The 13,806-nt window shown below is 60.6% G+C and carries 13 protein-coding genes and 1 pseudogene; 3 read left to right on the top strand and 11 right to left on the bottom strand.

Translation table 11 applies throughout. The features are described from left to right. Nucleotides 1-33: 33 nt before the first annotated feature. The gene (locus ACSAMP_RS08025; RefSeq protein ID WP_457800083.1) at nt 34-1,086 is read right to left on the bottom strand and encodes a TAXI family TRAP transporter solute-binding subunit; all 1,053 of its coding nucleotides are present in this window, start codon (nt 1,084-1,086) and stop codon (nt 34-36) included. A 134-nt stretch (nt 1,087-1,220) separates the two neighbouring features. Here ACSAMP_RS08025 and ACSAMP_RS08020 point away from each other — a divergent pair, with 134 nt between their 5' ends. Together ACSAMP_RS08020 and ACSAMP_RS08015 are read left to right on the top strand one after the other, a co-directional pair. Beyond that, entirely contained in the window at nt 1,221-1,574 is a 354-nt protein-coding gene (locus ACSAMP_RS08020; protein WP_457799214.1) for a transposase, read from the top strand. Continuing rightward, a complete protein-coding gene (locus tag ACSAMP_RS08015; protein WP_457800106.1) occupies nt 1,568-2,413 on the top strand; it encodes an IS3 family transposase in 846 nt (281 codons plus the stop codon). The genes ACSAMP_RS08020 and ACSAMP_RS08015 overlap by 7 nt, the downstream gene beginning before the upstream one ends. Before the next feature lie 289 nt (nt 2,414-2,702). Here ACSAMP_RS08015 and ACSAMP_RS08010 read toward each other — a convergent pair whose 3' ends face one another. The 10 genes from ACSAMP_RS08010 to ACSAMP_RS07965 form a co-directional block, all read right to left on the bottom strand. Continuing rightward, nucleotides 2,703-2,948 carry a TIGR03905 family TSCPD domain-containing protein gene (locus ACSAMP_RS08010; protein ID WP_457800082.1) on the bottom strand — a complete coding sequence of 82 codons (246 nt, stop codon included), beginning with the start codon at nt 2,946-2,948 and terminating at the stop codon, nt 2,703-2,705. Nucleotides 2,949-3,020: 72 nt separating this feature from the next. After that, nucleotides 3,021-3,779: a sporulation transcription factor Spo0A gene (spo0A, locus tag ACSAMP_RS08005; protein WP_441796592.1), complete on the bottom strand. Its 759-nt coding sequence runs from the start codon at nt 3,777-3,779 to the stop codon at nt 3,021-3,023. 313 nt (nt 3,780-4,092) lie between these two features. After that, nucleotides 4,093-4,761: a SpoIVB peptidase S55 domain-containing protein gene (locus ACSAMP_RS08000; protein ID WP_457800081.1), complete on the bottom strand. Its 669-nt coding sequence runs from the start codon at nt 4,759-4,761 to the stop codon at nt 4,093-4,095. After that, the gene (locus tag ACSAMP_RS07995; RefSeq protein ID WP_457800080.1) at nt 4,752-5,150 is read right to left on the bottom strand and encodes a PDZ domain-containing protein; all 399 of its coding nucleotides are present in this window, start codon (nt 5,148-5,150) and stop codon (nt 4,752-4,754) included. Before ACSAMP_RS07995 ends, ACSAMP_RS08000 begins: the two co-directional genes overlap by 10 nt. 245 nt (nt 5,151-5,395) lie before the next feature. Then, a complete protein-coding gene (locus ACSAMP_RS07990; RefSeq protein WP_457800079.1) occupies nt 5,396-8,032 on the bottom strand; it encodes a hybrid sensor histidine kinase/response regulator in 2,637 nt (878 codons plus the stop codon). Between the two features lie 154 nt (nt 8,033-8,186). Further along, nucleotides 8,187-8,606, bottom strand: a complete 420-nt coding sequence (locus ACSAMP_RS07985) for a serine proteinase (protein WP_457800078.1) — start codon at nt 8,604-8,606, stop codon at nt 8,187-8,189. 41 nt (nt 8,607-8,647) lie between these two features. After that, nucleotides 8,648-9,850 carry an HAD-IC family P-type ATPase gene (locus tag ACSAMP_RS07980; RefSeq protein ID WP_457800077.1) on the bottom strand — a complete coding sequence of 401 codons (1,203 nt, stop codon included), beginning with the start codon at nt 9,848-9,850 and terminating at the stop codon, nt 8,648-8,650. After that, on the bottom strand, nt 9,847-11,013 hold the full coding sequence (locus tag ACSAMP_RS07975) for a P-type ATPase actuator domain-containing protein (protein WP_457800076.1): 1,167 nt from the start codon (nt 11,011-11,013) through the stop codon (nt 9,847-9,849). Before ACSAMP_RS07975 ends, ACSAMP_RS07980 begins: the two co-directional genes overlap by 4 nt. Before the next feature lie 71 nt (nt 11,014-11,084). Then, complete coding sequence (locus ACSAMP_RS07970; RefSeq protein ID WP_457800075.1) at nt 11,085-11,246, bottom strand: hypothetical protein; 162 nt, start codon at nt 11,244-11,246, stop codon at nt 11,085-11,087. A 242-nt stretch (nt 11,247-11,488) separates the two neighbouring features. Then, a complete protein-coding gene (locus tag ACSAMP_RS07965; RefSeq protein ID WP_457800074.1) occupies nt 11,489-12,853 on the bottom strand; it encodes a uracil-xanthine permease family protein in 1,365 nt (454 codons plus the stop codon). A gap of 638 nt (nt 12,854-13,491) precedes the next feature. Between ACSAMP_RS07965 and ACSAMP_RS07960 the strand changes: the two are divergent. Continuing rightward, nucleotides 13,492-13,806 (top strand): annotated as a pseudogene (locus ACSAMP_RS07960) (diaminopimelate decarboxylase); the annotation flags it as partial.

Raw genomic sequence — 13,806 nt, 5'->3', positions numbered from 1 at the left:
CAGTTTCTGTTTAAAAGTTGTGCTTGCAGGCGTTTACTTGCCGTTGACAGTGATGCCCTTTTCGGCGAAGTAGGCCACGGCGCCGGGGTGATAAGGCACGGCCTCATAGGAGGCGGCAAAGTCCAGATCCAGCTCAGCGCCCTTGGCGTGGGCAGCGGTGATGGAGTCCACATTCTCGAAGATACCGAACAGGAAGTTGTAAACGTCGGCGTCGGACACGTCGTCACGGGCGATGACCACGGCGCCCACGGCCACGGTGGTCACGTCCTCGGGCATGTTATAGGTGTCCTTGGAGATGGTGGTCTTGCTGTAGTAGGGGGAGTCGGCCAGCAGCTTGTCGATGTGCTCGTCGTCCAGGCTCACCAGATAGACGGGCTTGGTGGCGGCCAGAGAGGTGATGGCGGTGGTGGGAGCGCCTGCGACCACGAAGGCGGCGTCGATCTTGCCGTCCTGGAGGGACTCAGCGCTGTCGCCGAAGGACTGATAGGTGGGGTTGATGTCCTTCTCCACGTCCAGGCCATAGGCGCTCAGCACGTCCACGGCGTTGTAATACACGCCGGAACCGGCAGCGCCGACGGAGACATTCTTACCGGCCAGGTCGGCCACGGACTTGATGTTCTCGTCCAGGGTGACGATCTGCACCTGCTCCATGTACAGGTTGGCCACAGTGGAGAAGTCCTCCACCTTGCCGGTCTCCTCGAACAGGCGGGTGCCGTTATAGGCGTAAGCGCCCACGTCGGTCTGGACAAAGCCCAGCTGGGCGTCGCCCTCCTCCATGGCCTCTACGTTGGCCTGGGAGCCGCCGGAGGTGATGGCGGTGACGGTGGTGCTGGTGGCCTCGCTGACCTTACCGGCCAACACGCCGCCGAAGCCATAGTAAGTACCCTGGTCGCCGCCGGTGGTGAAGATCAGGCTGGTGCCGCCGTCCTTGCCGCCGGTGACGATGCCCACGTTGGTGTCGCCGCCGGAGGAGGAGGAGCCGCCGCCGGAGCTTCCGCCGGAGGGCTGACTGTTGGAACCGCAGGAGGCCAGGGACATGGTCAGCAGCATAGAAGCCGCCAGGGCAAGAGCAAGTTTCTTTTTCATATTGAGTTCCTCCAATTCGTCTTGTTTTGAAGCAGGATTTCTTGCACCATGATTGTACTACATTTTCGCCAAATGAACTGCACCCCATTTGTTAGACAGTATGGTATACTATCTAACAAGTGGGGTGTTTTGCTATGCCAAAAGGAGTACCAAACAAACGATATACGCCGGAATTCAAAAAACTGGTGATTGAAACCATGCAGAAAGAGAAATTGAGTTACAGCGAAACCTGCCGTAGATTTGAGGTAAACAGTAGAGATCGAATCAAATCATGGGAGCGAATCTACCTGGAAGAAGGGCCGGAAGGGTTAGCCATCGAACGGCGTGGCCGCAGCAGTAAGGGTCGTCCGCCAAAGCAGCTGCCGAAGCAGGTGGAAGAAGATCTGCTGGCCGAAGTGCAGCGACTGCGTGCGGAGAACGATTACCTAAAAAACTTGCAAGCCTTGGTTTTGGAAGACGAGCGACGCCAGCGCAGAAAACGCTGGTAGTTCAGAAGCTAAGGCAAAAACACGCACTCAGTATTCTGCTCTCAATCGCTCAGCTGCCCCGTGCAACTTTCTACTATCATTTGAAGCAGATGCAGAGAGAAGACAAATATGCATCTGTTAAGGAAGAAATCGCAGCAATTTACCACGAAAACAGGGGCCGGTACGGCTATCGCCGGATCACGGCAGAACTTCGCAAGCGTAAATTCTCTGTGAACCACAAGACTGTCCAGCGGCTCATGAAGAAGCTGGGCTTAGTTTGTCGTGTCAGGATGAAAAAATATCGTTCCTACAAGGGAGAAGTAGGCAAAATTGCACCAAATTTGCTAAATCGGGATTTTCATGTCGAAAAGCCGAATCAGAAATGGGTCACGGATGTGACGGAGTTGAGCCTGTTTGGAGAGAAGCTCTATCTGTCCCCGATTCTCGATCTGTGCAGCAGCGATCTGGTCAGTTACACCATATCGGATCGTCCTGTACTCAGCATGGTAACCACCATGCTGGACGAGGCGTTTGCAAAGATCCCGGCCGGAACAAACCTGATTCTCCATTCTGACCAGGGCTGGCAGTACCAACACAAACAATACCAACAGATGCTCCGGGAGAAAGGTGTTCGCCAGAGCATGAGCCGGAAAGGAAACTGTCTGGACAACGCCGTGATAGAGAATTTCTTCGGCTTACTCAAAAGTGAACTGCTGTATTTGCAGGAGTTCCGCTCCATGGAACACTTCAAACTGGAACTGATCGAATATCTGGATTACTACAACAACCGCCGCATCAAGGCAAAGCTAAAGGGCTTGCCGCCTGCAATTCACAGACAGCAAGCCCTTTCGGCTGCTTGAACAATTTTTACTTCAAAATATTGTCTAACTTTTGGGGGTCACTTCAAAAAGGCAATGGCTTTTTTCGGGTTTTATTGCTTCTTTACACACGGGCCGATTTTTCAACTTTTGTTTGTTAATTTTTCGTGATAAAAAACTAAATTTTTCGTCTATCCTTCTTGTTTCTCCACTTTTATTACCTGATTTTTCCTGGTCATTGTGCCCAAGCTGTATGCAGCTGTTGGTGCAAAAAGTCGAATGGGGCATAAAAAATCTCCGGCGGCGGGCCGGAGATTTTTTTAGTGTCTGTTCACTTTATAACACCCTTCAGGGCCTGGGCGATCTGGTCGGGGCAGGAGGTCTTCTTCATCCCGCAGCGGATGCCCTCCATGCGCTGCACCGCCTCCTCCGGGGTCATGCCCCGCAGCAGGGCGGCCACGCCCTGAAGATTTCCGTTGCAGCCCCCCTCGGCCTTCACCGACTGGATCACGCCGTCCTCCACCTGGATGGTGAATTTCCGGGCGCACACGCCCTTGGGAATATAATCAAACGTCATTTGCTTTCTCCTCACGATCTTGCGGCACGTGCCGTTTTCGACAGTATACCACAAGCAGAGAAAAAGCTCAAGTTAAGCCCGCTTCCGCTGCAATTGCAGCCGGTCGGCGATCATGGCGATGAATTCGCTGTTGGTCGGCTTCCCCTTCGCGTTTGAGACGGTGTAACCAAAGTACTTTTGCAGCGTTTCTAAATCGCCCCGGTCCCAGGCCACCTCGATGGCGTGGCGGATGGCCCGCTCCACCCGGCTGGCGGTGGTGCCAAAGCGCTTGGCCACCTCGGGATAGAGCACCTTGGTCACGGCGTTGATGACGTCGATGTCCTCCACCGCGATCAAAATGGCCTCCCGCAGGTATTGATAGCCCTTGATGTGGGCGGGCACGCCCACGTCATGGATGATGGCGGTGATCTGCGTCTCCATGCTCAGGGTGTCCTCCTCCCCCTCCGGGTCCAGGCCCGCGGCAGAGGTCACCTGGCGGATGCGCTCGCACACGGTGCTGGCCCGGCAGGGCTTGGTGAGATAGTAGTCTGCGCCCTTGGCCCCGGCGATCTCCGCCACGTTGCCCCGGATGTAGCTGGACAGGATGACCACCCTGGGCCGATGCTCCAGCTTGGCCAGCTCGTCCAGGACCTCCAGCCCGTCCAGGCTGGTGAGTACCATCTCCATCACGATCGCGTCGGGCTGAAGGCTCTGCGTCAGGCGCAGCAGCTCCTCCCCGTCTCCTGTTTGGCCTATGATTTGGATATCCGGCTCGTTCTCCACGGCCGCGGCAAATCCCAACCGAAATTCTTCCCCCGTGTCTGCGAGCAAAACCCGTCTGATCCCCTCCATAGGACACTGCCTCCTTTTCCAAACAAATTTTTCCTCCGGTTCGCGTCACCCCTGGTCATTTCGACTGACCAACTATAATTTACCATATTCAGACAACCTATGCAAGGGGTTTTCTCCATTTTCTGTCATATATTTTTCAGGGGTTTCGACATGCTTTTTCCGATATTATCCCGATTTTACAACATTCTTCTTCTGATCCTTGGTTCTGATATTTTTCACGGTTACAGGGAACGCTATCTTATCTTGTAAATCGCTGAAAAAACGGGGGCGGAAAGAGGGCGTTTTTCACCCCCTTCCCGTCCGCGCTTTCCCATCAATCCGCCGCCCGGCACATATTTTCAGCAAAAATGCCATAGCCCCGGGTGGGGTCGTCGATGAGGACGTGGGTCACCGCCCCGGCCAGCCGTCCGTCCTGGAGGATGGGGGAGCCGGACATACCCTGGACGATCCCCCCGGTGGCCGAGAGCAGCTTAGGGTCGCTCACCTCCAGCATCAGGTTCCGGGTGCCGTCCCCGGACCGGGAGACATGGGTGATCTCCACCTGGAACTCCTCCACCTGATCTCCCCGGATGTTGGACAGGATGGTGGCCGGGCCGGTGCGGACCTGGTCCGCCCGGGCCACCTCCACCGTCTCCGCCCGGTCAGAGAGCGGCTGGGCCGTCCGTCCGAACACCCCCTGGCTGGTGTTGGCATACAGGCTGCCCAGGTCCGCCGTCAGGTCAAAGTCCCCGTGGAGCTCCCCCGGCGCGCCGACCCGGCCCCGCTCCACCCCGGACACGGTGGCCGCCATGATGCCCCCGGACTCCAGCGGCATCAGCGCCGCAGTGTCCACGTCGTTGATGCCGTGGCCCAGGGCGGCAAACACACCGGTGTCAGGGTCCCAAAAGGTCATGGTGCCGATGCCCGCCATAGAGTCCCGCAGCCACACCCCCAGCTGATAGGTCCCCTGGCGGTTGGCCACCGGCGCGGCGGTCAGCTGCATCTGCTTCTCCCCCGCATGGCCTGGATGGTCAGGGGCTGGTCCTTATGCCGGGCCACCAGGGTCTGCACCTGCTGGATGGTGTCCACCTGGTCCCCGTCCACGTGGGTGATCACGTCCCCCAGCTTCAGGCCGCAGTCCTTGCCTGGGCTTTTGCTGCCCTGGTCGGTCTCGATGGCGGACAGGCCCACCACCAGCACCCCGTCGGAAAACAGCTTGATGCCCACCGCACGGCCCAGGGGCACCACCCTTCGGCTCACCGCGCCGCCCTGCTGCCCCGGGGACCAGGCCGCCCCGGCCCGGAACTGCTCCCCGGTCAGCCCCAGCAGCATGGCCAGACAGGCCATCCCCGCCAGGGCCGTCCGCCAGCCCTTCTCCCGCTTTTTCTTCAAACGCCCTCCCCCCTTCTTGCGTACCGGCTGCCAGCCGACTTTCTTTTTTCGCTGCAAAAATAAAAAGAGAGCCGCCCGGCTTTCTCCGCCGTCCGCCCTCTCATTATGGCCCGCCATGTGAAGAAGCTATCCCTGGTCCGGCCTTCCTGCCCTTCCAGTCCGGGCAGCAAAAAACCGCCCAGCCGGGACTTGCGACAGTCTCTGGCTGGGCGGCAGGCGCCAATTTTCCGTTTTTTGTCGCAAAATCAGCAAGATCTCGATTTCACATACCGGCGGATGGTCTTCAGCAGCTCGTTCTCCCGCAGGGGCTTGGACAGGTGCTCGTTCATCCCCGCGTGGCGGCTGAGGGCCATGTCCTCGGGGAAGGCGTTGGCCGTCATGGCGAAGATGGGCACGGCGCTGGCGTCGGGCCGATCCATGGCCCGGATGGCCCTGGTGGCCCCCAGACCGTCCAGCACGGGCATCATCATGTCCATCAGGATCAGGTCGAACTGCCCCGGGGCGGACTGGGCAAAGGCGTCCACCGCCTCCTGGCCGTTCCAGGCGCTGGTCACCTCCATGCCCACCTGCTCCAGGGTGAACCGGGCGCACTCCATGTTCAGGTCGTTGTCCTCCACCAGCAGCACCCGCACCCCGGTCAGGTCGATGCGCTCCTCCTGCTCCGTCTGCCGGGCGGCGGCCTCATAGTTCCGGTCCACGTCAAAGGTCAGCGTCACCTCCACCCGGGTGCCCACGTCCCGCTGGCTTTGGATGCGGACATCGCCGCCCATCTTCTCCACCAGCTGCTTGGCGATGGACAGGCCCAGGCCGGTGCCGGTGTAGCTGGTCCGGGCGCCATATTCCTCCTGGGTGAAGGGCTCGAAGGCGTGCTTTTGAAACTCCCGGCTCATGCCCCGCCCGGTGTCATCGCACACAAAGCGGAAGGACGCCCTTCCGTCGGCGCAGCCCGTCTCCTCACAGCGGACGGTGATGCTGCCCCCGTCCCGGTTATACTTCACCGCGTTCCCGCCGATGTTTTGCAGTACCTGGCGCAGGTGGAGGGGGCTGCCCAGCAGATGGGGGTGCTGAATGCCCCAGGGCTGGGCCTGAAAGCGCAGCCAGTGGGCCTGGCCCTGCATCTGGATGATGCCGCAGGTCTCCTCCAGCAACTCGGTCAGGTCAAAGGGCTTGTGCTCCAGCACGATGGTGCCCGACTCCAGCCGGTTCATATCCAGCACGTCGTTTACTAGATCCAGCAGAAAGCCGGAGGCCTGCATCACCTTGTCCCGGCACTCCTTCTGACGGGCCAGGTCGTCGGGAAAATGCTCCGCCATGGACACCACGCCCCGGATGCCGTTGATGGGGATGCGGATGTCGTGGCTCATGCGGCGGAGAAAGTCCGTTTTGGCCATGTTGGCCCGGCGGGCCTCCTCGGCGGCGGCCACCAGCTTCTCCCGGTATTCCAGTTCCTGCTGTTTCTGCTTGTCGATCTTCCGGACCACATACAGCACATTGGTCACTCTGCCGCTCTTGTCCCGCTTTTTCACGATGAACCGGGCCAGGTGCCAGGAGCCGCTGGCGGCGTGATACTCCATGGCCACGCTCTCCGTGTCCCGCAGGCGCTGGGGCAGGGTGCTGGTGTCCAAAAAGCGGCGCATCTGCTCCTGGTGCTCCTGGGCGACGATGGTCTCCCGCACCTCCTGAAACACCTGGTCCGTCCGGCCCCACTTGCCGGTGAGGCGGTGCATCTCCTGCCCGGCGGACACCTCCTCATAGATGCCGGACACCAGGTCCATGCGGTAGATCAGCCAATAGATCTTGCTGATGGAATCCACGATCTCGCTGTTGGTGGTGACGGTGGACAGGGCCTGCTCCAGCTGCTGGCGCTGGCGCTCCTGCTCCAGAACGATGTCGTCGATGTAGCGATAGCCCATCACCGCCTTAAAGCCGGGCATGTCCCGCAGGCGGACCACCTGCACCTCGAAATACTGCTGTCCGGCGGGGTTGGGGTGGGTGCGGAAGCGATAGGCAAAGCGGTCCTTCTCCTTCAGATATGCCCGCAGATAGTCCGCACTCATCTTCTCCAAAAAGTCTGGGGCCGACTCCTGCACCACAAAGTTTTCATAGTAATACCGGATGCGGAAGGAATACTTCTGGTGGCCGGAGGTCAGCTCGCTGTCGGCCACGGCGGCGTTGGTGTCCGCCCCCTGCTTCATGGGCAGCATGGTGTCCGCCTCCAAGTCGCAGTAGTACACCGAGGTATAGTCGATGCTCAGGGCGTCCAGCACGTGCTTTTCCCGGCTGAGGGCGTCGAAATTCTCCTGTAAGGTGCGGCGCTTCTCCTCCAGCTCGGCCATCATCCACAGGTTCTCCCGCAGACTGCCCAGGTGTCCGCCGATGGAGGTGAGCATCCGGACAGACAGGGCGGAGGTGCTCTGGTCCGGGTTATCAAAGCCGATGTAGCCGCTGAGGGTCTGGTTGGCCAGAATGGGAATGACCATCAGGGCGTGGATGTCCTGGCCGTCGAACAGGCGAAACTCCTCCGGGGTCCGCTCCCGCTCTGCGTCCCAGTTGTCAGAGACGATGGCCTCCCCCCGGCGCAGCCTGGGGGCCCAGTTGGGCATGTCCGCCATGCGCAGGTCCTGCATCTCGTCCATGGTGGGCCGCACCCCGGGGGCGCACCACTCGTGGGTCATGTGCAGGGCCAGCCGCTTCTCGTCCGTCCAGCCAAACAGATAGGCCCGGTCCGCCGCGGCATAGCGGCCCATAGACGCCAGCAGGGCAGGCAGGATACGGTTCAGCTCCCCCTCGTCAGAGGCCTTGTCTAGGGCGGAGATATTCTTCAGCACCTCGTCCACGGCGGACAGGGCGGCGCGGATATCCTGGTATTCCTGTCTCAACATCACATTCTCCTTGCTTGAAAAAGTGTACAGTTTATGTTTATTATAGTCTCTTATTCCATCCTTTTCAAGCACAGATGTTACAAACCTACTCTCAGGGCAGGAAAAACGCCCGCCGCTGAAACCACAGCGGCGGGCGTTACAGGATCTGTTCGGTTTACTCCTCGGTCTTGGGGGCCTCCTCCGGCTGCTCCGGGGCGGCGGTCTCCTCCTCGGCAAAGTCGGCCTGGGTGGCCTCCTCGGTGGGCTGGGCCACGGGGCCGTCCACAATGGGGCCGTCGTCCACGATGACGGCGTCGCCGGCGGTCTTCAACTCGGCAATGCGGTCGTTGTTGGTCTCGATGGCGGCGCGGGCGGCGTCGATGCGCTCGCAGGCGGCCACATAGGCCCCGTCGGGGGATGCGCCCTTCTCGGCGTAATAGAGCTTGCCCAGCTCGATGTAAGCCTTCTTAATGGTGTCCTCCTCGCCCAGATTGGCGGTCTTCAGCTTGGCGATCTCGGCCAGGCGCTTGGACTGGGCCACACCGGCCTGAGCCAGGTCCACGGCGCGGTCCTTCATGTTATCAAAGAAACCCATAGGGAAGCCTCCTTTATCCTTAAACGTGCTTCTATTTTATCTCATTTTTGCCTTCGGCGCAAGGACCCCCGGCGGATTTTATGAAATCTTCGTATTTCCTCGTCCGGATCCTGGGCCTTGGGGTGCAGCAGGGCCAGAGCGCCCTTGCGGAGCAGGTCCAGGGGGATGACGGCGGCGGCCAGGGCGATCACTGCGGCCCACCCCGCCGGGGCAAAGGGCACACAGTGGAACATCCGGCCCAGCCAGCCCAGCCCGGGCATCAGCGCCGCGTTGACGATGACCGCCTGAACGGCCACGATGATGGCGAACACCCGCAGAAAGCCCCGGTTCTCGTTCAGGCCCCGGAAGATGTGCCCTCCTTCGTCCCGCACGTTAAAGCCGTTAAACAGGGCGCTCCAGATGAACAGGACGAAATAGGCGGTGAGGCGCTGCTCCATGGTCTGGAACAGGCCGTCCAGGCAGGGGGCCTTCAGGAAAAAGAAGCTGAGGACTGTCAGCCACAGGCCCGCCACGCCGATCTGGGCGGCCATGGGGCGGCTGATGATGCTCTCGTCCCGGCGGCGGGGCTTCTCCCGCATATAGGCCTTCTGGGCCGGTTCGCTGCCCAGCATCATGGCCCCCAGGCCGTCCATCACCAGGTTGACAAACAGCAGATGGGTCACCTGGAGAGGTTCGTCCACCCCGAAGAAGGGGGCGATGGCGCTGACCACCACAGCGGTGAGATTGATGGTCAGCTGGAACTTGCAGAATTTCAGAATGTTGTGATAGATGGTGCGGCCATACCAGATGGTGTCCCGGATGGACTTGAAGTTGTCGTCCAGGATGACGATCTTCCCCGCCTCTTTGGCCGCCTGGGTGCCGCTGCCCATGGCAAAACCCACGTCGGCCCGCTTCAGGGCGGGGGAGTCGTTCACCCCGTCCCCCGTCATGCCCACCACCAGGCCCATCTCCTGGCACAGGCGGACCATGCGGGACTTGTCTGTGGGCAGGGCCCGGGCGATGACCCGGATGCGGGGGACGATCTTTTTCACCTCGTCGTCGCTGAGCCGGTTCAGCTGGGCGGAGGTGATGGCCAAATCGTCGTTGCTTTGCAGCAGCCCGGCGTCCCGGGCGATGGAGGCCGCCGTCTCCAGCCGGTCTCCGGTGATCATTACCACCTGAATGCCCGCCCGCTGGACGGAGGCGATGGCCTGCCGGGCCTCGGGCCGCACATCGTCCCGGATGGCCACAAAGCCGATGATCACCGTGTCCGGGTTGATCTGTCGTGGACCATCTCCTGCTGGGAATAGCCTAGGGCCAGCACCCGCATGGACCGGGCGGCCAACTCGTCGATCTTCCGGTCCACCACCTCGGGGTCGATGTCCCGGATCTCGCCCCCCAGGCTCACATAGCGTCGGGCTTTCGCCAGCAGCCGCTCCGGCGCACCCTTATAGAAGGTCTTGCCCAGGTCGGCCAGATAGGCCTGGCTGAACTTGTTGGCGGAGTTGAAGCTCTGGCTGGCGGTGACGGCGCAGCTGCGCTCTAAGTCGCCGTATACCTCCGCCCCGATGAGCTTCATCAGAGCCTGATCTGTGGCGTTGCCGCCGACAACATTGCCCTGGCCGTCGAACATGGACTGGCTGTTCTTGCCGATGGCCAGGTCCAGCAGGCTCTTGGTGGCGGTGTGCTGGTCCAGCTCGTCCAGGGGGATGGTGATGCCCCCGGCGGTGAAGAACTCCACCACCTCCAGCCGCCCCTTGGTGATGGTGCCCGTCTTGTCGCTGAACAAGATGTTCAACGAGCCCGCCGTCTCGATGCCCTCGGCCTTGCGCACCAGCACGTTGTGGTCCAGCATCTTGCTGGTGTTCTGCATCAGCACCAGGGAGATCATCAGGGGCAGCCCCTCGGGCACGGCGCACACCACGATGACTACCGCCAGGGACAGGGCGTCCACCGCGTTTTTCAGCACGGGCACCAGGCCCTGGGCCAGATAGGGGCCAAAGCCCCCCACCAGCAGCACCGAGTGGCCCAGATACATGGCGGCGATGACCACCGCGCCCATATAGCCGAATTTAGAGATCATACCCGCCAGCCGGGCCAGCTTCACCTTCAGGGGGGAGTCCGGCTCGTCGGCCTGCATCTCCTGGGCCATGCGGCCCATCATGGTGGACACGCCCACCCGCTGCACGTCCAGCACGCCCTCCCCGTCGAAGAGGACCGCGCCGCGAAACAGAGAGCTTTCGTCCACGAACACGTCGCCGGTGATGTCCTCGGGCAGCCGAGTCCCCTGGGGGGCGGCGGTCTTGGGGCACTCCTCCGCCTCGCCGTTCAGGGCGGAGTTGTCCACCCGCACGCTGCCGGAGACCAGCACACCGTCGGCAGGGATCTTATCCCCGGCCTGGAGCAGCACCTTGTCCCCCACCACCACCTGGTCCACGTCCAGAATGGTGATGATGCCGTCCCGGTAGACCTTGCACCGGTCCTTTTTGGCGCTGTCCTTCAGCTGGCGGTATTTCGTGTCGCTGGATACCCCCGTCTTGGCAGAGACGATGCCACCAGGATCACCGCCAGGATGGTCCCGGCGGGTTCATATACGTCGGCATAGCCGAACAGACACATGACCACCATCAGCAGGGCCACCGCCAGCAGGATGCGGATCATGGGGTCCTGGAACGTGGCCTTGAACTCCGCCCAGAAGGTGGTGGGCTCCGACTCTGGAATGGCATTACTGCCGTACTTCTCCCGGGAGAGGGCCGCCTCCCGCTCTGACAGACCTGTGAACTATGTCATGGTGTCCTCCTTGTTTTCAGCCGTGGGGTTGATAGGGTCTCGAAAAATTCAGAAAGGGCTGCCGCGAAGATCACGGCAGCCGCAGTCTGTAACGTTGCTTACAGGTTCATATATCAGGCGTGGATGCCCCGGTTCTGATCACCCTCGGGGTTGGTGCCAAACTCATAGTCGTTGCCGGGCAGGATGGCATTCAGGATGATGCCGGCCAGGGCGGCAATGGCCAGACCGGTGAGGGTGACGGAGGTGCCGGCCACGTGGAAGGTGAGGCCGCTGGAGAAGCCCAGGCCGCACACCAGGATCACGGCGGCGATGATCAGGTTGCGGGACTTGGTAAAGTCCACCTGATTCTCCACGATGTTGCGCACGCCGATGGCGGAGATCATGCCGTACAGGATGAAGGATACGCCGCCCACGATGGCGGAGGGCATAGAGCCGATGACCTCGGCCATCTTGGGGATGAAGCCCAGGATGACGGCAAAGCAGGCGGCGATGCGGATGACCCGGGGATCATGGACGTTGGACAGCACCAGCACGCCGGTGTTCTCGCCATAGGTGGTGTTGGCGGGGCCGCCGAACATGGCGGACAGAGAGGTGGCCAGACCGTCGCCCACCAGGGTACGGTGCAGGCCGGGGTCCTGGAGGAAGTTACGCTCGGTGGTGGCGGAGATGGCGGACATGTCGCCGATGTGCTCCATCATGGTGGCCAGGGCGATGGGGGCCATGACCAGAATGGCGGTCACATCGAACTTGGCCAGCTGGAAGGGGGGCAGGCCCACCAGACCGGCCTGAGCCACGGCGGTAAAGTCCATCAGGGGCTGGGCCGTGCCGTCAGCGCCCATCACGGTCACGCCGCAGGCGTTCATAATGAGGGCGGCGATGTAAGAGATCACCACACCCATCAGAATGGGGATGATCTTGAACATGCCCTTGCCCCAGATGTTGAACACGATGATGGTGGCCAGGGCGATGAGAGCCAGGGGCCAGCAGGTGGAGGCGTTGCTCACGGCGGAGGGGGCCAGGGTCAGGCCGATGCACACGATGATGGGGCCGGTGACCACGGGGGGCAGAAAGCGCATGACCTTCTTCACGCCCGCCAGCTTGATGATCAGGGCCAGGATCAGATACAGCAGACCGGCCACCACGATGCCGCCGCAGGCGTAGCTCAGCTTATCCTGGGGGTCCATGGCGGCGTAGATGCCGCTGTCCAGGTTGGCCATGGTGGCAAAGCCGCCCAAAAAGGCGAAGGAGGAGCCCAGGAACGCGGGGATCTGGAACTTAGAGCACACATGGAAGAACAGGGTGCCGATGCCGGCAAAGAACAGGGTGGTCTGGATGCTCAGGGGCAGACCATACTGCCGCACCAGAATGGGCACCAGAATGGTCGCGCCGAACATGGCGAACATGTGCTGCAGACCCAGGATGAGCATCTTGGGCACGCCCAGGGTCCGGGCGTCGCGGATAGGTTGATTCGGATTCATGTTTTTTCTCCCTTCTTATTCAAACACGCGCAAAAAAAGAGACAACCACCACGTGATTGTCACCGCAAAAAGAAAAGACGAATCCGCTTAAAGTGTTCCAGCGCTCTCTCCAGCTTGGCCACAGCGGACTCCCCCTTCCTGATTTCTGTGATATCATAGCAGAATCCGCCGGAATACGCAAGAGAAAATATAGCCTTTTGTCATTTTTTCTCGAATGTAAAAGAACTTTGCCCCCCGGGGCCCATCGTTGTGCCATCCGCCATTGACTTTTTCCCCCGCAGCCGATAAACTATATCTGATTTTTATTTCAGCCACTGGAAGATTTACACTCTGCTATTGCCGAGGAAGCCAACGCAGCGATCTTCATTTTTTCGTCTATTAGCCTCCCTTGTCAAAGGGAGGTGGCACGGCGAAGCCGTGACGGAAGGATTCCGATCACAGGAAAGCCGTCTTAGAAACGGAATCCCTCAGTCATCGCCTGCGGCGATGCCAGCCCCCTTTGACAAGGGGGCCTGACCTCTCAGTTGCCTTCGGTGACAGCTCCCCTTTCAGGGGAGCCAGGGGACGTGAAAAACAAATCGTCGCTTTGCCCCTCGCAATGACAGAACGCGGATACTATAGAAAAAGGAGCGAATACATTGAAAAAGCCCTTTGTTACCCTGGAGCAGCTCCAGGCCATCACCCGGCAGTACCCCACCCCCTTCCACCTGTATGACGAGAAGGGCATCCGGGACACCGCCCGGGCGCTGTACAAGGCCTTCTCCTGGAACCCCGGCTATCGGGAGTTCTTCGCCGTGAAGGCCACCCCCAACCCCCAGATCCTGAAAATTTTAAAGGAGGAGGGCTGCGGCACCGACTGCTCCTCCCTCACCGAGCTGATGATGTCTGACCGCTGCGGCTTTGCCGGAGATCAGATCATGTTCTCCTCCAACGACACCCCCGCCGAGGAGTTC

The organism is Flintibacter sp. SJQ-8, from assembly GCF_054108085.1.
The sequence above is the reverse complement of the archived record's forward strand: the minus strand, read 5'-3'. Positions and strand labels throughout refer to the sequence as shown.

Bases quoted from the DNA above. Each gene is read 5' to 3' on its own strand.
- ACSAMP_RS08025 (WP_457800083.1), bottom strand. From the start codon at position 1,086: ATGAAAAAGAAACTTGCTCTTGCCCTGGCGGCTTCTATGCTGCTGACC.
- ACSAMP_RS08020 (WP_457799214.1), top strand. From the start codon at position 1,221: ATGCCAAAAGGAGTACCAAACAAACGATATACGCCGGAATTCAAAAAA.
- ACSAMP_RS08010 (WP_457800082.1), bottom strand. From the start codon at position 2,948: ATGACGTTTGATTATATTCCCAAGGGCGTGTGCGCCCGGAAATTCACC.
- spo0A (WP_441796592.1), bottom strand. From the start codon at position 3,779: ATGGAGGGGATCAGACGGGTTTTGCTCGCAGACACGGGGGAAGAATTT.
- ACSAMP_RS08000 (WP_457800081.1), bottom strand. From the start codon at position 4,761: ATGCAGCTGACCGCCGCGCCGGTGGCCAACCGCCAGGGGACCTATCAG.
- ACSAMP_RS07990 (WP_457800079.1), bottom strand. From the start codon at position 8,032: ATGTTGAGACAGGAATACCAGGATATCCGCGCCGCCCTGTCCGCCGTG.
- ACSAMP_RS07985 (WP_457800078.1), bottom strand. From the start codon at position 8,606: ATGGGTTTCTTTGATAACATGAAGGACCGCGCCGTGGACCTGGCTCAG.
- ACSAMP_RS07970 (WP_457800075.1), bottom strand. From the start codon at position 11,246: ATGATCCGCATCCTGCTGGCGGTGGCCCTGCTGATGGTGGTCATGTGT.
- ACSAMP_RS07965 (WP_457800074.1), bottom strand. From the start codon at position 12,853: ATGAATCCGAATCAACCTATCCGCGACGCCCGGACCCTGGGCGTGCCC.